This is a genomic window from Mesorhizobium sp. P3_B5 (assembly GCF_056402815.1).
The window spans coordinates 230292-249000 of record NZ_JBFUGR010000008.1; the positions used below are offsets into that span (position 1 = coordinate 230292).

19 protein-coding genes are annotated in these 18709 nt (G+C 62.9%); 13 read left to right on the forward strand and 6 right to left on the reverse strand.

Translation table 11 applies throughout. The annotated features are described in order from the left end of the window. Positions 1–73: 73 nt before the first annotated feature. The 4 genes from AC1DVW_RS21165 to AC1DVW_RS21180 all read left to right on the forward strand — a co-directional run bounded on the left by AC1DVW_RS21165 (position 74) and on the right by AC1DVW_RS21180 (position 3844). Entirely contained in the window at positions 74–682 is a 609-nt protein-coding gene (locus tag AC1DVW_RS21165; RefSeq protein ID WP_477243415.1) for a cupin domain-containing protein, read from the forward strand. Continuing rightward, a complete protein-coding gene (locus AC1DVW_RS21170) occupies positions 672–1757 on the forward strand; it encodes an ABC transporter ATP-binding protein (RefSeq protein WP_477243417.1) in 1086 nt (361 codons plus the stop codon). The genes AC1DVW_RS21165 and AC1DVW_RS21170 overlap by 11 nt, the downstream gene beginning before the upstream one ends. A 38-nt stretch (positions 1758–1795) precedes the next feature. After that, a complete protein-coding gene (locus tag AC1DVW_RS21175; RefSeq protein ID WP_477325626.1) occupies positions 1796–3223 on the forward strand; it encodes an aldehyde dehydrogenase family protein in 1428 nt (475 codons plus the stop codon). 267 nt (positions 3224–3490) lie between these two features. Beyond that, entirely contained in the window at positions 3491–3844 is a 354-nt protein-coding gene (locus tag AC1DVW_RS21180) for a SnoaL-like domain-containing protein (protein ID WP_477325628.1), read from the forward strand. A gap of 102 nt (positions 3845–3946) precedes the next feature. Here AC1DVW_RS21180 and AC1DVW_RS21185 read toward each other — a convergent pair whose 3' ends face one another. Then, complete coding sequence (locus AC1DVW_RS21185; protein WP_477325630.1) at positions 3947–4426, reverse strand: SRPBCC family protein; 480 nt, start codon at positions 4424–4426, stop codon at positions 3947–3949. Next, positions 4423–4779 carry an ArsR/SmtB family transcription factor gene (locus AC1DVW_RS21190; protein WP_477325632.1) on the reverse strand — a complete coding sequence of 119 codons (357 nt, stop codon included), beginning with the start codon at positions 4777–4779 and terminating at the stop codon, positions 4423–4425. Before AC1DVW_RS21190 ends, AC1DVW_RS21185 begins: the two co-directional genes overlap by 4 nt. 176 nt (positions 4780–4955) lie before the next feature. Between AC1DVW_RS21190 and AC1DVW_RS21195 the strand changes: the two genes are divergently transcribed. Next, positions 4956–5291 carry an ArsC family reductase gene (locus AC1DVW_RS21195; protein WP_477325721.1) on the forward strand — a complete coding sequence of 112 codons (336 nt, stop codon included), beginning with the start codon at positions 4956–4958 and terminating at the stop codon, positions 5289–5291. A gap of 218 nt (positions 5292–5509) precedes the next feature. Here AC1DVW_RS21195 and AC1DVW_RS21200 read toward each other — a convergent pair whose 3' ends face one another. After that, the gene (locus tag AC1DVW_RS21200; protein ID WP_477325634.1) at positions 5510–6766 is read right to left on the reverse strand and encodes an aminopeptidase; all 1257 of its coding nucleotides are present in this window, start codon (positions 6764–6766) and stop codon (positions 5510–5512) included. An 86-nt stretch (positions 6767–6852) separates the two neighbouring features. After that, on the reverse strand, positions 6853–7767 hold the full coding sequence (locus AC1DVW_RS21205) for a LysR substrate-binding domain-containing protein (RefSeq protein WP_477325636.1): 915 nt from the start codon (positions 7765–7767) through the stop codon (positions 6853–6855). A 94-nt stretch (positions 7768–7861) separates the two neighbouring features. On the opposite strand from AC1DVW_RS21205, the gene AC1DVW_RS21210 reads away from it, so the two are divergent. The 3 genes from AC1DVW_RS21210 to sbmA all read left to right on the forward strand — a co-directional run bounded on the left by AC1DVW_RS21210 (position 7862) and on the right by sbmA (position 10705). Then, positions 7862–8071 (forward strand): hypothetical protein, encoded by a 210-nt coding sequence (locus tag AC1DVW_RS21210; protein ID WP_477325638.1) that lies wholly within the window; start codon positions 7862–7864, stop codon positions 8069–8071. A 137-nt stretch (positions 8072–8208) separates the two neighbouring features. Further along, a complete protein-coding gene (locus tag AC1DVW_RS21215) occupies positions 8209–9324 on the forward strand; it encodes a YbfB/YjiJ family MFS transporter (RefSeq protein ID WP_477325723.1) in 1116 nt (371 codons plus the stop codon). Between the two features lie 115 nt (positions 9325–9439). Next, positions 9440–10705, forward strand: a complete 1266-nt coding sequence (sbmA, locus tag AC1DVW_RS21220; RefSeq protein ID WP_477243435.1) for a peptide antibiotic transporter SbmA — start codon at positions 9440–9442, stop codon at positions 10703–10705. A gap of 26 nt (positions 10706–10731) precedes the next feature. Here sbmA and AC1DVW_RS21225 read toward each other — a convergent pair whose 3' ends face one another. Continuing rightward, entirely contained in the window at positions 10732–11733 is a 1002-nt protein-coding gene (locus AC1DVW_RS21225) for a polysaccharide deacetylase family protein (RefSeq protein ID WP_477325640.1), read from the reverse strand. A gap of 204 nt (positions 11734–11937) precedes the next feature. Here AC1DVW_RS21225 and AC1DVW_RS21230 point away from each other — a divergent pair, with 204 nt between their 5' ends. Together AC1DVW_RS21230 and der are read left to right on the forward strand one after the other, a co-directional pair. Beyond that, positions 11938–12603, forward strand: a complete 666-nt coding sequence (locus tag AC1DVW_RS21230; protein ID WP_477325642.1) for a tetratricopeptide repeat protein — start codon at positions 11938–11940, stop codon at positions 12601–12603. A 66-nt stretch (positions 12604–12669) separates the two neighbouring features. Continuing rightward, positions 12670–14103, forward strand: coding sequence for a ribosome biogenesis GTPase Der (gene der / locus AC1DVW_RS21235; RefSeq protein WP_477325644.1), 1434 nt, complete (start codon positions 12670–12672; stop codon positions 14101–14103). Positions 14104–14341: 238 nt separating this feature from the next. Here der and AC1DVW_RS21240 read toward each other — a convergent pair whose 3' ends face one another. Beyond that, complete coding sequence (locus AC1DVW_RS21240) at positions 14342–15262, reverse strand: LysR substrate-binding domain-containing protein (RefSeq protein ID WP_477325646.1); 921 nt, start codon at positions 15260–15262, stop codon at positions 14342–14344. 123 nt (positions 15263–15385) lie between these two features. Here AC1DVW_RS21240 and AC1DVW_RS21245 point away from each other — a divergent pair, with 123 nt between their 5' ends. The 3 genes from AC1DVW_RS21245 to AC1DVW_RS21255 all read left to right on the forward strand — a co-directional run bounded on the left by AC1DVW_RS21245 (position 15386) and on the right by AC1DVW_RS21255 (position 18649). After that, entirely contained in the window at positions 15386–16684 is a 1299-nt protein-coding gene (locus AC1DVW_RS21245; protein WP_477325648.1) for an MFS transporter, read from the forward strand. A 133-nt stretch (positions 16685–16817) separates the two neighbouring features. Then, the gene (locus AC1DVW_RS21250) at positions 16818–18002 is read left to right on the forward strand and encodes a cell wall hydrolase (protein ID WP_477325650.1); all 1185 of its coding nucleotides are present in this window, start codon (positions 16818–16820) and stop codon (positions 18000–18002) included. Between the two features lie 254 nt (positions 18003–18256). Beyond that, on the forward strand, positions 18257–18649 hold the full coding sequence (locus AC1DVW_RS21255) for an AtpZ/AtpI family protein (RefSeq protein WP_477325652.1): 393 nt from the start codon (positions 18257–18259) through the stop codon (positions 18647–18649). Positions 18650–18709: the final 60 nt, after the last annotated feature.

Genomic DNA, 18709 nt, shown 5'->3' on the forward strand with positions numbered 1-18709 from the left:
TCCCACAAGGGGAGAAGGGGAGCATATCGACGCTGCGCCGCGCCGATGAAGAGACTGCAACAAGGATGTATGCATGGACATGCTTGACGAGACAGCTGGAAAGCCCAAGGACGACGCTGACGTTCGCGTCGGCCGGCGCGTGCGGGCGTTGCGGCTGGAGCGCAATCTGTCGCTGGCCGATCTTGCCGCCAAGGCCGGTGTGTCGATCGGGGCGCTGAGCCAGATCGAGCGCGGCATGTCGTCATTGCGTGTCAGGGTGATCTGGCCCCTGGCCGCCGCCCTCGACATCGAGCCGTCGGCGCTGATCGCCGACGGCAACGATGCCGTCAACGATCTCTATTGCGTGCGTGCCAACAGCCGGCGGCAGATCCCGGTGAAGTCGGAAGGCATCGCCAAGGCGCTGCTGTCGCCGCCGGCCGCAACGCTCACCGGCATGCTGGTCAGCGTCGATGCCGGCGGCGGCACCGCCGAAGCCTACGCCCATGCCGGCCATGAATTCGGCTTTGTGCTGTCGGGGGAGGTCGAACTGGTTGTCGATTCCACCACCTACGGGCTGAAGACCGGCGACAGTTTTGCCTTCAAAAGCACGCTTTTGCACGCCTTCCGCAATCCGGGTTCCAAGCGCTGCCAGATCCTCTGGGTCAACACGACAAAACCCTCAGAGGTTCGCGATGGCGCTTGATCCTCTCGTCCAGCTGCAGGCTGTCTCCAAGGTCTTTCCAGGTGGCATCGTCGGCCTCGATGCCGTCGACCTCGACATCGCCAGCGGCGAGTTCCTGACCTTGCTCGGCCCCTCCGGCTGCGGCAAGACCACCAGCCTGCGCGTCATCGCCGGCTTCGAAAGCCCGTCGAGCGGCAAGGTGTTGCTTGACGGCCGCGACATCACGGCGCTGAGACCCTTCGACCGGCCGGTCAACACCGTGTTCCAGGACTATGCACTATTCCCGCATATGAACGTCGCCGAAAATGTAGGTTTCGGCCTGTCCTTGCGAAAACTGTCCGGCACGGAGCAAGCCAAGCGCGTCGGCGAAGCCCTCGACATGGTCGGCCTCGTCGACAAGATCGGCGCCCGCGTCTCCGAACTCTCCGGCGGCCAGCGCCAGCGCGTCGCGCTCGCTCGTGCCATTGTCTGCGAACCACGCGTGCTGCTGCTCGACGAGCCATTATCGGCGCTCGATGCGCATCTGCGCGAACAGATGCAGGTCGAGTTGAAACGGCTACAGTCGCGGCTCGGCACCACCTTCGTCATGGTCACCCATGACCAGACCGAGGCACTGTCGATCTCCGACCGCATCGTCGTCATGAACAAGGGCCGGATCGAGCAGATCGCAGCACCAGCGACGCTCTACGACCGGCCCGCCACCAAATTCGTCGCCAGCTTCATCGGCACGATGAACCTTTTGCAGTCGCGCTTTGTCGGCCGCGATGGCGATCGGCTGCGCTTCACCGCCGGCGCTCTGCCGCTGGAAGCCATTTCGGAAACCGGCGATGCGCCTGCCGAAGGCGCCGTGCGCACCATCGGTGTGCGCCCGGAAGATCTGCTGGCGGCGACCGAAGCCTCGACCGGCACGGCACCGGTGCGGGTCAACAGCATCGTCTTTCACGGCCGCACCTTGCGTCTGCATGCCGAACTCGGGCAGGGGACACCAGTGGTGATCGACGCACCACGCCAGGCCGAGGGCTTTCAATTCAGCGTCGGCGACGTGGCGCATATCAGCCTGCGCCGTGGCGCTAACTGCCCTATGCTCTCAGCATAATCTGATACTCATCTTCCAGAAAAACCGGAGCGTCCCCCGTGAGCAATCATCTGAACTTCTTTATCGACGGCAAATGGGTCGCCCCCATGGTGCCGGCAACGCTGGATGTCACCGATCCGTCGACAGAAGAGGCCTACACCAGGATTTCCGTCGGCTCGAAGGCTGATGTCGACAAGGCGGTGGCAGCGGCCAAGGCGGCCTTTCCGTCGTTTTCGCAGACCAGCAAGGCCGAGCGCCTGGAGCTCCTGAAGCGTATTCTCGAAGTCTACAATGAGCGCTACGAGGATATCGCCCAGGCCGTCAGCCAGGAAATGGGTGCGCCAATCACCTGGGCCCGCGAGGCGCAGGCCTGGGCGGGCAGGGCGCATATGGAAGCCACCATCAAAGCGCTGGAGGATTATGAATTCTCAGAAAAGCGCGGCGGCACCATGGTGGTCAAGGAGCCGATCGGCGTCTGCGCGCTGATCACGCCGTGGAACTGGCCGCTCAACCAGATCGTCTGCAAGGTGGCGCCGGCCATCGCCGCCGGCTGCACCATCGTCTTGAAGCCCTCCGAGATCGCCCCGATCAGCGGCATCGTCTTCTCGGAAGTCATGCAGGCCGCCGGCGTGCCGAAGGGCGTCTACAATATGATCAACGGCAACGGCCCCGATGTCGGCCAGGTCATGGCCGGCCATCCGGATGTCGACATGGTTTCCTTCACCGGCTCGACCCGGGCCGGCATCATCGTCGCCAAGACGGCGGCCGAAACGGTCAAGCGCGTGGCGCAGGAGCTTGGCGGCAAGTCCGCCAACATCGTGCTGCCGGATGCCGATTTCGAGAGAGCGGTGCGCAAGGGCGTCAACGCCTGTTTTGGCAACAGCGGCCAGTCCTGCGATGCGCCGACACGCATGCTGGTGCCGGCTGCCCGTCATGACGAAGCACTCGCCATCGCCAAGAAAGCCGCCGAAGCGCACAATGTCGGCGATCCCCGCTCGGAGGACACCAAGCTCGGCCCGGTCGTCTCCAACATCCAGTACGACAAGATCCAGCGGCTGATCGAAGCCGGCATCAAGGAAGGCGCCACACTGGTCACCGGCGGCCCCGGCCGGCCCGAACACCTCAACCGCGGTTACTATGTCCGCCCGACCGTGTTCGGCCATGTCACGCCAGGCATGACCATCGAAAAGGAAGAAATTTTTGGCCCGGTGCTGTCGGTCATTTCCTACAGCGACGATGACGACGCGGTGAAGATCGCCAACGATACCGTCTACGGCCTCGCCGCCTATGTGCAGTCGCAGGATATCGAGCATGCGCGCAAAATTGCCGGACAGCTGCGCGCCGGCCAGGTCTCGATCAACTATCCGGAATGGGACACCTTCGCCCCCTTCGGCGGCTACAAGCAGTCCGGCAACGGCCGCGAATATGCCGATTGGGCGATCCACGACTTCCTCGAGGTCAAGGGCATCATCGGCTACGGGGCTTAGGGTTCAGGCCCTGCATCGACGGTTGAACGGTTCCGGCAATTGAAACTTGCCGGGCGCTTGCGCTGCCCCTCATTGTCCTGCGGGACATTTCTCCCGTTGGCGATTGACCGGCCAGGACGATTCCCTGGCCGGCATGTAAGAAGGCGTCGTCACACAGTCCGCACGATTTTCATCACCTGACATGCCTTGTCAGCTACCTCGGGATTGACGATGGCAGGCCAGCGCGCCGTCCCCTAATTGCAATGCGTCTCAACAGGAGGAATCCCCATGACCATCACGGAAATTGCCAAGGATTTCACCGAACTGCTCAAGCAGGGCGATCACCAGGGTGCAGCTGAAAAGTACAATGCCGATGATATCGCCAGCTATGAAGCCATGGAGGGGCCGATGGCCATCGCCCATGGCAAGGCGGCCCTCAAGCAGAAGGGCCAGTGGTGGCAAGAGAACAACGAAGTCCATGGCGGCTCGGTCGAAGGCCCCTATGTCAATGGCGATCAGTTCGCAGTGCGCTTCAAGTTCGACATAACGCCCAAGGCGACAGGCGAGCGTGTCACCATGGACGAAGTTGGCTTGTACACGGTCAAGAACGGCAAGATCACCGAAGAGCGATCTTATTGTTGAGACCGCAAGCCCCCTCGTTTCCGGGAGCCTGCTCTTGCCGCTGTAGGGGCGAAAAATGAACATGGCGGCCGGGACGATGTTCTGGATGCCATGCGAGAAAAGTCAAATCGTCTTCACATACTGCGCAAGCTGATCGGCCACTGTGCCCCAGCCGTCGAAGAAACCCATCTCTTCATGGTTGTTGCGGGTGGCCTCGTCGCGGTGAATGGCGGTGGCGGTATAGCGCGTGCCTTTGCCGTCCGGCTGGAGGGAAATCACCGCGGTGATGAAGGGCTCGCCTGACGGCCGGTAGCCCGGCAGCAGCGCATCCGTCCACACCAGCCGCTCATTCTCCACGATTTCGAGATAGCAGCAATGGCGGTCGTTGACCTCCTTGCCGTCGGGCGACTGCATGCGCGTCCGGAACAGCCCGCCCGGCCTGAGGTCGATCTCGCAGTCGGTGATCATCCAGGGCTTTGGCGTGAACCACTGCTTGACATGCTCCGGCATCGTCAAGGCGCGCCAAAGCAGTTCGCGCGGCGCGTCGAGTACGCGCTCCAGCACGAGGTCCAGTCTTGGGTCGGGCTTGAAGGGATAGCTCACTTGTCTGTCTCCTTGAGGGTCATCACATAGGCGTCGAATTGGTCGAGGCGGCGCTCCCACAGCGTACGCTGCTCGGCCAGCCAGTTTTCGGCGAGCTGCAGCGGCTCGGGCGCCAGCTGATAGGTCCTTGTGCGGCCGATCTTTTCAGAACGCACCAGCCCGCAACCTTCCAGCACCTTGAGGTGTTCGATGAAGGAAGGCAGGGCCATCTCGAAAGGCTGCGCCAGTTCGCTGACCGAGGCCGGGCTGCGGTTCAGCCGTTCCACCACGCGTCGTCGCGTCGGATCGGCAAGTGCGCGGAAGATGCCGTCGATCGGCGGCGGGTTCGGGTTTGCGGTGTGGAGGCTTGTCATCGGTCGGTCCCGAACCATTGTCAAAGAGCGGCTGGGTAATACTTAGGAAAATTCCTTAGTATTGGCAAGTCCCAAAATCCTGAGATGTCGGCCAGGGTGCTGGCAAAGCGGGAAGGGCGGTTTTAGGCTGCAGAACGGATTCGACTGTCAGCCAAGGAAGCACGCCTTTGACCACGATGTACGGCATCACCACCTGCGACACGATCAAGAAGGCCCGCGTCTGGCTAGAAGGTCATGATGTGCCTTACCGCTTCCACGACTACCGGGCAGAGGGGCTGGACGCCAAGCGGCTGGATGGCTGGGTCGGCAAGGTTGGCTGGGAGATCCTGCTCAATAAGGCCAGCACGACGTTTCGCGAACTGTCGGACAAGGACAAGCAGAGCCTCGACGAGAAGAAGGCCAAGGCACTGATGCTGGCCAACCCGACCATGATCAAGCGGCCGGTGCTGGAGCTGGGAGATCGGATGCTGGTCGGGTTCAAGCCGGATGTCTATGAAGCCGCGGTGAAGTAAGCCTTCACCGCCGCGATCCTTCGCGCCCCCCTCTGTCCTGCCGGACATCTCCCCCTCAAGGGGGGAGATTGGCAGTTCAGGCGCCTCCATTCATCTCGCTACGATGTTGTTGGCGAAGGCCGCGACAACAGCTGATCTCTCCCATGTGGGGAGATGTCCGGCAGGATAGAGGGGGCGCTGTCCCGCCGACGTCTAAAAGCCAGCGCTGCGCCGAAACCTCAGGCCCACTCGCCCTTGCGCATCACCGGCACCTTGCGGCCGTCCTTGTGCACGCCGTCGATGTCGATCTTGTCCGAGCCGATCATCCAGTCGATGTGGATAAAGCTCTTGTTGCCGCCGCGTGCCGCGATCTCATCCTGGCTGAGCGAGGCGCCGTCGACGAAGCACTTCGAATAGCACTGCCCGAGCGCGATGTGGCAGGCGGCGTTCTCGTCGAACAGCGTGTTGAAGAACAACAGGCCGCTGGCCGAGATCGGCGACGAATGCGGCACCAGCGCCACCTCGCCGAGCCGGCGCGCGCCTTCATCGGTGTCGAGCACTTTCTTCAGCACGTCCTCGCCCTTTGAAGCCTTGGCCTCGACGATGCGGCCGCCCTCGAAGCGCACCGAAATCTCGTCGATCAGCGTGCCCTGGTAGGATAGCGGCTTGGTCGAGGAGACATGGCCCTCGACGCGCCTTGCGTGCGGCGTGGTGAACACTTCCTCGGTCGGGATGTTCGGGTTGCAGGTGACGCCGTTCTTGGCGGTCGAGGCGCCGCCCATCCATTCATGGCCGTCGGCCAGCCCGACGGTGAGGTCGGTGCCCGGACCGCTGAAATGCAGTGCATGGAAATTGTGGCCGTTCAGCCATTCGGTGCGGCTGCGCAGCGCTGCATTTTGCGCTTTCCAGTTGCCGATCGGGTCTTCGACATCCACCCGCGACGCCGCGAAGATCGCATCGGCGAGTTTGGCAACCGCGACATCGTCGGCATCATCAGGGAAAACCTGCTTGGCCCAGGCGAGATCAGGATAGGCGACGATGTTCCAGTTGATATCAAAGCCGGTGATCTTTTCCAGCGCCGGCTGGTAGGCCATCGAATTCGCCTTGTTGGCGCGCGCCACCTTCGACGGGTCCTGCGCCGACAGCAGCGACGGGTCCTCGCCGCGCACGGCAAGCCGCGCCGCATTGTTGGCAAAGGCTTTCGCCATGCCCTCATAGAGCCAGCTGGCGGCGCGGTCGAAGCCGGCATCGGCGCCAAAGCGGTAGCGCGCCAGCGTCATCTCGTCGTCGTTGAAGATCGGCGTTACCAGGCCGGCACCGGCCTTGTAGGCATGCTCGACGATCCGCCGCGTCAACGGCAGCGCCGCGATCGACGAGGTCAGCACCAGATCCTGTCCAGGCTGCAACTGCAGCCCGACCTTGATGGCGACCTCGGCCAGCCTGTCGAGTTTCACCGGGTCTATCGATGCGGAAACGCCGCGCGAATGTGTGGTCATGAATTTGCCTGCCGTGATGTGTGGGTCCGACACTTTACATAGACCGGCACCACCGACCTTTCCACCGCGATTGCGCTGGCTCAGAACTACGCCGCGCTTTCAAGCGACCTGAACTGTGCCATCGTCGCCTCGATTTCCTCGCGCACCCAGACCTTGAAATCCCGGACCTTGCGGCTTTCGCTCTTGGCGGCGGAAGTCACCATCCAGTAGCCGAGCCCGCTCTGGGCGCGCACACCGAAGGGCGCGACGAGGCGCCCGTCTGCCAGCGCGTCGGCGGTCAGCAATTGCCAGCCGAGCATGACGCCGTGGCCGGCAATCGCCGATTCCAGGCACAGCATCGGGTCGGTGATGCGCGCACCCTTGAGGAAGGTGACCGGCTTGACCCCGGCGGCCTCGAACCAGCTTTCCCAATTGATCATCGCCCGTTCGTCGGTGATGGCGCAGGTCAAGGCGAGATCGTCGATCGACTTCAGCTTCTCGGCAATCACCGGGGCACAGACCGGGAAGATTTCTTGCGCCAGCAACAGTTCCGCCCGCCCGCTTGGCCACTTGCCGTCGCCAAGCCTGATGGCGATGTCGATGTCGGAACGGTCGAGATCGGCAAGCCGCACCGAAGCGTCGATGCGCAACAGCACGTTGGGATGCCGGGCGAAATGCCGCGACAGCCGCGGCAACAGCCATTTCGAGGCGAAGGCCGGCGCCACCGAAACCACCAGCGTGCATTCCGACCCTTCGTCGGCCAGCGCCACCGCTTGGGCGATCTCGCGAAAACCCGCGCCCAACCGGGCCGTGAAGACAGTGCCGAATTCGGTCGGCACCAGCCCGCTCGCCGTTCGCTCGAACAGGGCCTGGCCGAGCTGCTTTTCCGTTCGGTTGATCTGCTGGCTAACGGCGCTGACGGAAACGTTGAGCTCTCTGGCCGCTGCCGCAAGCGACCCCAGCCGGGCGACGGTTTCGACGGCGCGCAAGCCGTTGAGGTGGACGCGATTCAAAATAGCCATACAGTTTTTCTAAACCGACGCGGCCGAAATCTCAATTGAAAGACAGGCCGGAAAGGCAGATTTTATGGAGGCCAGTCAGACCGAGGAGGTAAGGATGGTCAAGATTTTATCGTTGCTCAGGGTCCTTTTCGCCGCCGACACACGGGAAGCCCGGCGGCATGAAGGCGAGATCACGAGATGGGTGACCGATCCGCTGTCGCATCCCGCGCTCGAGACCATGTCGGAGCGCGAACTCGGCGACGTGCCGTTCCGGTTGACGGCCCGGCGCACCGCCTATGAGGTGGCCGGCGCCGGCTGCTGTTGAATTGCTGAAGCGATAGCTGCGGGCTCCTGGTCGCGGCGCCGTGCTGGCCCAACAAAAGCGCATTGTTTCGGCGCCCGGCAAATCTATTCTGCGCCGCGATGAAAGCCGCTTCACCCTTGCGTCTCGCCGTGGCCGGTATGATTGCCATGGCCGTCGCCATGGGCATCGGGCGCTTCGTCTACACGCCAATCCTGCCCGGCATGATGGAAGAGCTCGGCCTGTCGACGGCCGATGCCGGCTGGATCGCGTCGGCCAACTACCTTGGTTACCTCGTCGGGGCACTTGCCGCCGCCGGCGCATGGGCGCATAGGCGCGAGCGTTTGCTGATGTTTTGCGGTCTTGCCGCCAGCGCCATCCTCGCCGGCGCGATGGGCCTGACCGAGAACATGGCCGCCTTTCTCGCCATCCGCTTTGTTGCCGGTCTGGCCAGCGCCTTCGTCATGGTGTTCATGTCCAGCATCGTCTTTGGCCATCTGCTGGCGGCCAGCCGCAACGATATGCAGGCGCTGCATTTCGGCGGCGTCGGCCTCGGCATTGCGGCGTCCTCGGCGCTGATGGCGTTCCTCGTCACCGAACACGCCGGCTGGGCGGCGGGCTGGCTGTGGTCGGCGCTGCTTTCGGCCTGCGGTTTTGCCATCGTCGCCTTGCTGGTCGGCAGCACGGCGCCCGCCAATGGCGTCACCGACCGCGAACCGATGCTGCCAAAGGACCGTTCGCTGCTGAAGATCATCGTCGCCTACGGCCTGTTCGGCTTCGGCTATGTGGTGACGGCGACGTTCCTGGTCGCCATCGTCCGCCAGGGTGGCGGCGGCCGCGTCTTCGAGGCCGCGGTCTGGATGGTCACCGGCCTTGCCGGCTTTCCCTCGGTCTGGCTCTGGCAGAAGGTTGCAGCACGGATCGGCGTCTACGCAGCCTACGCCGTGGGTTGCCTCATCGAGGTGGTCGGCGTCACCGCCAGCGTCGCCATGGGCGGGGTCGTCGGCCCGTTGCTCGGCGGCCTCCTGCTCGGCGGCACTTTTATCGCCATCACCGCGCTTGGCCTGCAGACCGCGAGGCAGCTTGTCCCGCAGGCGCCACGCCGGATCTTCGCGGTGATGACGGCTGCCTTCGGCCTCGGTCAAATCGTCGGCCCGATCGTCGCCGGGCTGCTGGCACAGGCATCGGGCAACTTCTTCCTCGCTTCGATCGTAGCTGCTGCTGTGTTGCTCGTCTCGGGCGCGATCACCTGGTCGGCTGCGCCAAAATCGCCATGATTGTGGTCTTGCTCGATGCCGGGCATCGGGCACGGGCATTTTCTTTCCAACTAATGTGTGACCTTATGCCCGCCGAACCCAGCTGATTTGCCCCCGACCCGAGGATTTCACCACAGTGTTCGTATCGTTTTTTCCGCAGCCGAAGCTGTTTTTCACTTCGGTGATCGTCTGGAGCCTTGCCGCGGTTTTGTTCTGGTTTTTGGGCGGCGAGCAATTGGGCGCGGTCTTTGGACTGCCACCAGCCCTTCCGGATGCCGAGCCTATCATTGGCGTGACGGCTTTCTGGTCGAAGCCATTCCTCTGGTTTTACATCTATTTCGCGGCGGTCGTGCTCATTTTCTATGCGTTCTGGGCGCTCTATCGGCCTCATCCCTGGCAGAACTGGGCGATCCTCGGGTCGGCATTCATTTTGTTCACCACCAATTTTTCGGTCCAGGTCAGCGTGGTGCTGAACGAATGGCGTGGACCTTTCTTTAATCTGGTGCAGAAGGCGCTTACGCCGCCACCGGGCTCCGTCAGTCCGGGCGAACTGTTCGCTGGCATATTGATCTTCATGGAGATCGCATTTTGCTGGATCGCGGTGCTCGTCGTGACGCGGTTTTTCGTCAGCCATTTCATCTTTCGCTGGCGCATGGCGATGAACGATTTCTACATGAGCAATTGGACGAGGCTGCGGCACATAGAAGGCGCATCGCAGCGCGTTCAGGAAGACACGATGCGGTTCTCGACAAACGTGGAGGATCTTGGCGTCAGTCTTGTCAACTCCGTCATGACCCTGATCGCCTTCTTGCCTGTGCTGGCAGGGCTCTCGCATCACATAACCGAGCTCCCGATAGTCGGCCAGATTCCGTATTCGCTTGTTGTCGCGGCTTTGGTCTGGTCAGCTTTTGGAACAGTTCTCCTCGCTACGGTGGGTGTCAAGCTCCCGGGTTTGGAATTTCGAAACCAACGAGTTGAAGCAGCGTATCGGAAAGAATTGGTATACGGTGAAGATAATGCTGATCGCGCTGAGCCAGTTACTGTAAAGGAGCTTTTTAGAAATGTGCGCTTGAATTATTTCAGGCTGTATTTCCACTACTCATATTTTAACGTAGCAAGATATTTCTACGGGCAAGCTGATAGCGTTTTTGCGATCGTCATTCTTATTCCGACGATTGCCGCTGGTAAGATAACACTGGGAATTTTTCAGCAGATTGTTTCTGCATTTTCAGAAGTGGCTTCGTCGTTCCAGTATCTGGTAAGTTCATGGAGCGACATCGTTGTGCTTATCTCCATCTACAAGCGTCTTCGCGCCTTCGAAGCAACGCTAGACGGCGGACCGCTGCCCGACATCGATCGGCGATTCCTCGAACGCCAGGCTCAGGAACCCGATCCGGCCTGATTGCTGGCTGGAAAATGGTGGGCGGCTCAGCCGCCTACCTGCGCCTGTTTCTCGCCTTGCCGCGAAACATAGTCGCGAAAACTGATGCACTCGACATCAGCCTTGACGCAGACCTCGCCGGCAAAACGCTCCAGCGCGTTCCAGTAGGCGCCGTTGTTCATCTGCGTGAAATGGAAGCCGAGTTCCAGCGGAACGCGCTTGCCCCGGTATTGCGCATCGAAGGCGGCGCGGAAGGCTTGATAGCTCCGCTCAGCGAATTCCGTCGCTCCGCTCGGCCGCTCGAAGCCACCGGAGTGGCGGACAAAGAGATTGTAGTCCATCGCGATCACCGGCCTTGAACCAGGACCTTCCGGAATCTCCGGCAGCGAAAAGCGCGTGATACCCTTGCGGGTCGGTGGCACCGCTGGCCCTTGTGAGACGCCGCTGGCGTCGAACTGGTAGCCGGCCGCCGGCAGCGCCTCGTAGAGCGCCTTGTTGGCCGACAGATAGGGTGCGCGAAAGCCGATCACCGCGTGCCGCGCAAAGTCGCGCCAGCCTTTGGGTTCCGGCTCAATGCCGTTGATCGAATAGGCGTTCTCGAAAATATGCTTGAACGAGGTGAACTCGCGCAGCCAGTCGGCCTTGCTCCAGTCCTTGCCGTCGAAATGGCCGCAGCCATGGCTGGCGATGTCGTGGCCTTCCGAGGCGGCAAGCCCGATCTGTTCGAGCCGATCCGCCACTTCCTGTTGGGAAGCGGCAAAGCCGATGTTCGATTTGCCTGCAGTCTTGCCGGGCGCCGTGTATTCCGCGCGGGTCTGCTGCGACAAAAGGAAGACGCAGGACAGAAAATAGGTGAAGTGGGCGCCGGTGCGCTGCGCCAGCGCGCGGCTGCGCTGCCATTGCGAAATCTCACGGGCGCTGTCGAACGAGATGATGACGATCTGCTTCGGCTTTGCCGGCGATGGCGCCGCTGGCGGATCGGCGTAAGCAACATCCGCCGTGGCGAGCGCGGCAACGGAAAACGCAAGAACGCGAGACAAACGGGGCATCGGCAATCTGATCTGCATCTGGAGGGTCAAAGGCCGGCTATCGTGAAAATGTGGCGTGGGTGCGGTCGCACCCATCGTTGCCCTTTAAAGCGGCCGGAGCGGCGATTAGCCGATTTTCCTGCCGAACCCCTTCCATGCCGGCAAAATTTCGCTAAAACGCGGGCTCAAGAACGGGCCCGGATCGGGCAGGAATGGTTTTGATCGATGTCGGACGACAGTTTTATCCGCGAAGTCAACGAAGAGATGCGGCGCGACCAGGCGCAGGCGCTGTGGGACCGTTTTGGCCCTGCTCTGCTTGTCCTTGCCATCCTGGTGGTGCTCGGCACCGCCGCCGTCGTCGGCTATCGTTATTGGGACGAGACCCGCGCCAACCGCTCGGGCGATGCCTTCACGCAGGCGCTGAAGCTTGCCAATGACGGCAAGAGCGACGATGCGCTGACGGCGCTCGCCGCGCTGGAAACGGACGGCTACGGCGCCTATCCGCTGCTTGCCCGCATGCGCGCGGCGACCGTCAAGGCGGACAAGGGCGACGTCGATGCCGCCGTCAAGGATTTTGACGGCGTTGCCGCCGACACCGCCATTCCGTCCGGCATTCGCGACATGGCGCGCCTCAGGGCAGCACTCCTGCTTGTCGATCATGGCTCCTTTGCCGATGTCTCCAGCCGTGTCGAGGCGTTGACTTCCGACACCAACACGCTGCGCCATACGGCGCGCGAAGCACTCGGCCTTGCCGCCTGGAAGGAAGGCAAGACCCAGGATGCACTCAAACTGTTCGACCAGATCGCTTCGGATGACGGTGCCCCGCGCAACACGCGCGAACGGGCGACCTTGATGTCCGAATTGATCCGCGGGTCGGGCAGCGCGTCGTAGTGCATGTCGCCCAAAAGTGCGCAGCGGTTTTGGGACAACGACATGCATGATAGATCGTAGGGTCGGATGACATTCAAAGTCGCCATCATCGGCCGGCCTAACGTCGGCAAATCGACCCTTTTCAATCGGCTGGTGGGAAGGAAGCTGGCGCTTGTCGACGACACGCCGGGTGTCACCCGCGACCGCCGCGTCCACGCCGCCAAGCTCTACGACCTGCATTTCGACGTCATCGACACCGCCGGCTTCGAGGATGCCGCCGCCTCGACGCTGCCGGGCCGCATGCGCGCGCAGACCGAGATCGCCATCCGCGAGGCCGACCTGATCTTCTTCACCGTCGATGCCAAGTCCGGCCTGATGCCTGACGACAAGACCTTTGCCGAAATCGTGCGAAAGTCCGGCAAGCCGGTGGTGCTGGTCGCCAACAAGGCCGAGGCCAAGGGCGCCCAGGCCGGCATGCTGGAAGCGTGGGAGCTTGGCCTTGGCGAGCCGATCCCGATCTCGGCCGAGCACGGCCAGGGCATGCCCGATTTGCGTGACGCGGTGATCCTGGCCCTCGGCGAGGCGCGTGCCTTCGACGAAGAGGGCGGCGACGAAGAGGTTGCCGCCGGCGAAGTGCTGATCGGCGAGGACATCCTCGACCCGGACGCCGAAGATGTTCCCGCCTATGACGACACCAAGCCGATGCGCATCGCCGTCGTCGGCCGCCCGAACGCCGGCAAGTCGACGCTGATCAATGCGCTGATCGGCGAGGAGCGGCTGTTGACCGGACCGGAAGCCGGTATTACCCGCGATTCCATCTCCGTCGACTGGGACTGGCATGGCCGCCGGCTAAAACTGTTCGACACCGCCGGCATGCGCCGCAAGGCGAGGATCCACGAAAAGCTGGAAGTGATGTCGGTGCAGGATGGCTTGCGCGCCATCCGCTTTGCCGAGATCGTCATCATCGTGCTCGACGCCACCATCCCCTTCGAGAAGCAGGATCTGCAGATCGCCGACCTGATCATCCGCGAGGGCCGCGCGCCGGTCATCGCCTTCAACAAATGGGACCTGATCGACAATCCGCAGGAACTCTTGGCGGAACTACGCGAGAAGACCGAGCGGCTGCTGCCGCAGGCCCGCGGCATGCAAGCGGTAACGGTTTCGGCCGAAACCGGGCGCGGTCTCGACAAGCTCATGGATGCCGTCATCCGGACGCACAAGGTTTGGAACAGCCGCGTTTCTACCGGCAAGCTCAACCGCTGGCTGGAAGGCATCCTGGCGCATCATCCGCCGCCCGCCGTTGCCGGGCGCCGGCTGAAGATCAAATATGTCACGCAGGCCAAGACGCGGCCGCCGGGCTTTGTCGTCCAGTGCTCACGGCCCGATGCGATGCCGCAATCCTATGTCCGCTATCTCTCGAACAGCCTACGCGAGGCCTTCGACATGCCCGGCGTGCCGATCAGGATAGCGCTGCGCACCTCGGACAATCCGTTCGCGGGTCGGGCGAGCAAGCGCAAGTGAGCTGCGCGGCTGGCCGACGGCCCTCGGCTTCGTCATCCTAGGGCGGAGCAGGAGGGAAGCTCCGTCGCGGAGACCCTAGGATCCATTCCGTTACCCTTGCCGAAGGATACAGCGGAGCAGAATTTCTGCACCGCAGCAGCGCTTTGAAGTCGCGGCATGGATCCCGGGGTCTGCGCTGCGTCGCTTCGCTCCTTGCTTCGCCCCAGGATGACGAAGAGATGGCGTTACGGCCAAGAACCTAAGCGACCTCTCTCAACCTCTCATTTGCCCGAGAGCCTTCCGGTAGCGCCTCTATCGCCGCCTGCAACAATATGTCCGCCAGCCGCGCCGCCACCGGATCGAGCTCGGCCTCCTTGCGATGCAGCACCAGCGCCATCTTGGGCAGGGCCGGCAGTCCGGCAATCTCCGGCGTCATCGCCCTGACAGTGGCCGGCAGTCCGATATCGGTGCGGATCGTCAAGCCCAGCCCCGCCGCGACCGCCGCCCACACGCCGCCAAGGCTCGGGCTGGAGAAGGCCATCCGCCACGACAGGCCGGCGCGGTCGAGTGCTTCGGTCGCCACCGTGCGCAGCAGGCATGGTGCTTCCAGCGCCACCAGCGGCAACGCCTCGCCATCGCTCAGGCTCGTCTCAATCAGCTTTGCCGGGCCGACCCAGCGCATCTGAACATCGGCGACATGCCGGCTGTAAGGCAGCGTCGTGCCGTTGTGCCAGGCCAGTGCGATATCGAGGCTGCCTGAAGTGATCCGTTCAGCAAGCTCGTGGCTGCGCGCGATCCTGGCCTCGATCTTGACCTTGGGGTGCGCGCGGGCAAAGCGCCCGAGCACCTCCGGCAGCACCGCCTCGCCGAAATCCTCCTGCAGGCCGAGCCGCACCCAGCCTTCCAACTCGACGTCGTGGATGGCCGACACCGCCTCGTCGTTGAGCTCGAGCAGCCGGCGCGCATAGCCGAGCATGGTCTCGCCGGCTTCCGTCAAAGCCAGGCCGCGTCCCGACTTGCGGAAGATCGGCGTCGCTGCCTGCTCCTCCAGCTTCTTCAGCTGCGCGCTCACCGCCGAGGTCGAGCGGCCGAGCCGCTCGGCGGCCTTGGCGAAGCTGCCCAGCTCCATGCCGGTGACGAAACTTCTGAGAACGTCGAGATCGAGTGTTATGCGTCGCACGGCAATGATCCTGTTTTTCGGGATTTAATGTCAAAAACTTCCCGATATTCAGGACGAAACTATGGCGGTAGAGACAGTGCGTCAAGGTCCGGCGCTTGCCGGTCCATCTGTGGAGCCTGTCCCATGTCAGCTGTCGTTTCCGATTCCGATTGCAACCCGGCCATGACCGTCACGCCATCCGGCGTCACGGCATTTGCCAGCAACCATCGCTGGAAGGTGCTCGGTATCGGCGTTGCCGCCAATGCCAGTTTCTCCGCCACCTTTGCCGGCATCCCGGCGACAGCGGTGTTTCTACGTTCAGGCTATCATCTCTCCAACGGCAATCTCGGCCTGGTCCTTGGCCTTCTCGGGCTGGGCGTTGCCTTGAGCGAATTGCCCTGGGGCTTGCTTACCGACCGCTGGGGTGATCGCGGCGTGCTGTTGACCGGTCTCGGCGCGACGGCGGCCTGGCTGCTGCTCATGGCATTCTTCATCGTGCCGTCGGCGGCTTATGTGCCTGGCGTAGCGATGCTGGCCGCATGCCTTCTGGTCACCGGCCTGCTCGGCGGCAGTGTCAACGGCTCCAGCGGCCGTGCCATCATGGCCTGGTTCCGCGAGGGCGAGCGTGGCTTTGCCATGAGCATAAGGCAGACGGCGGTGCCGCTCGGCGGCGGGCTCGGCGCGCTCGTCCTGCCGTCGCTGGCATCTGTGCATGGCTTCGCGCCGGTGTTCGGGCTGCTGGCGGCCTCGAACTTGGTTTCGGCTCTGTTCGCCTGGCGCTGGCTGCACCAGCCGCCCGAGATCGGCCCCCAGATCAGCATTGCCGGCAGCAATGCCATGGCAATGTCGACCGATCCGGCGCCGTTGCGCAATGTCGAAGTCTGGCGCATCGCCATCGGCATCGGCCTGCTCTGCTTTCCGCAAGTGGCGGTGCTCACCTTCGCTTCCGTCTTCCTGCACGACTTCGCCGGCATGGGCACGCTGGTGATCAGCGCCAGCCTCGCCGCTGTCCAGACCGGCGCCATGGTCATGCGCGTCTGGAGCGGCCGTTATACCGACCGCCATGGCAACCGCCGCCCGTTCCTGCTCCTGTGCAGCGTGTCGAGTGCAGCCGGCTTCGCGGCTCTCGGCCTGCTGGTGTTGGCGGCGGCCATGCCGGGCGCGCATCCGGCGCTGATGCCGGCGATTGCTGTGCTGCTGGTCGCTGCCGGCATCTCGGTCTCCGCCTGGCACGGCGTCGCCTACACCGAAATGGCAACGCTTGCCGGTGTGAGCCGGGCCGGAACGGCGCTCGGCCTCGCCAACAGCTTCGTCTTCGTCGCCTTCTTTCTGGTGCCGATCGCCATTCCGGGCCTGTTGGCCATCGCGTCATGGACGGGCGTCTGGCTGGCGGCAGCATTGTGCGCGCTGATCGCCTGGCCGATCTTCCTTCGGCCGGCCTGATCCTTCGTCGGTTTTCCCTGTCTTGGGTCGCTCCAACATGAAAAAAACACGATCGGATCCGTTAACGCCCCATCAAGGTTAATGCATCATTGTGCCTCTCCAGTGGGTTCGGTCTGCGTTTCTGGAGAGTTCAGTGCATCGACGTGTCTTGAAGCGGCTTGTCGCCGCCGCCGGTGAGAAAAATCGTTCCTTCCTGTCTCCGTTCATTATCGGGCTCGGCATCTGGGTCGGCTTTCCCACAGATATTGCCTACCAGGATATGACGAGCCTTGTTTCCGGTCTCGAGGCGCCGAATTCCCGCTGGAACTCCTATGTCGAGAAATCCGTCGCCGGCTCGGTGCACGCCGCCGAAATGCCGTTCGTCGATTCCATCAGCACCGGCTCGATCTCGGGCTCGGGCGTGCGCTTGCCCGGCATCGGCACCGTCTCGTTTCGCGGCAAGGGCAGCGTCGCCGGCGTGACGCCCGACGAGGAGCGCGTCACGCGCGCCGACAAGAAGGGCCGCATCATCCAGGTCTCGCCGGTGTCGCCGCCGAAGGACTTCAACGCCGGCTCGATCTTCCAGCGCACCTCCTCGCTGCTACGCCCCAGCATGGACAGCGGCCTCAAGATGGCCTTCGCCAGGCCGCAGATCAAAGGCAAGGAAATCCAGATCGCCCAGGCGTTCCATACGCGTGAGGACAAGAAGCCCGATCCCGGCATGCCGGCGATGATTGCCGCGCTGGTCAACAACGATCACCCGGACGTTCTGGCGACCGCCTATGCACAGGCCGAGCCCGACTATGCCAAGGCCTCGCCCTTCGAAGCCCTGCTGCAGGACGAGGAGCCGAACAACGGCCGCTTCATTCCACCGATGGCCAAGGGCGATCATTCGTGGATCCAGAACCCGCTGCCGGCGAGCGTCTTCTCCGCCAAGGAGCAGACATGCCTCGCCAACGGCATCTATTTCGAGGCGCGCGGCGAAACCGTGCGCGGCCAGGCGGCTGTTGCCCAGGTCATCCTCAACCGCGTCCGCAACCCTGCCTATCCGAATTCGATCTGCGGCGTCGTCTACCAGAATGACAACTGGCTCAACCGTTGCCAGTTCTCCTTCGCCTGCGACGGCAGGAAGAAGCGTATCGACAGCCCCGCCAACTACAAGACCGCGCAGGAAGTCGCCATGGCGGTCACCGCCGGCAAGATCTTCATTCCGGAAGTCGGGTCGTCGACCCATTACTACGCCAATTATGTCCATCCGGGATGGGCGCGCACGATGCAGAAGATGACCAAGATCGGCCTGCACATCTTCTATCGCACCTATGGCGGCGGCTGGAGCTGAGCGCCCGGCAACCGCCCTATCTTTTCCCCGATGCCCGGTCGGTCAAACCGCCATTGCCTAGAGGATTCGGGGCCTGCATCCCCGCTGCTGCGCCGGGCACGATGTCGCACCTTTCCAAGCCATTGATTTCAATGCAGAAAATACATGGCTTTGAAGTTCCGCCCGTGGCTTGACGGGCGCAAACCCTCTAACTATGTTGCCGGCGACTTTAGAAGCGGACGGACGGCGACGTTCTGACCGGGCAGGGGGGTTCGATGGCCGACAAGAACGGGCCAGACGGAACCGGAGAAACCGGCCGCGGCAAACAGCACGATGCCGACATCCGCGACGACGAACTTGAGCGCCGCCGGCGCGACCTTGAAGCAACGCTTGCGACAAGACGGCTGGACCGGAGCGAGGGGAAAGACGACGCGAAAGCGGTGGCCGGATATGGCCAGGCCCTGAAGCTGTCCAGCGAGTTTATCGCCGGTATAGTGGTGGGCGTGGGCCTTGGCTGGTTTCTGGATCGTGTGGCGGGAACATCGCCATGGGGTCTGATCGTGGGTCTGCTGCTGGGATTTGGAGCCGGTGTGCTCAATGTCCTGCGTTCGGCGGGCGTCGTGGCGGAATTCGGACAGAGCGACAAACCGCGCGATCCGAAAGAATGAAGGCGCTGCTTGCCGGCGCGATGAACAAGACACTCAAGCCGCGCGCGGCTTTGACGGGGA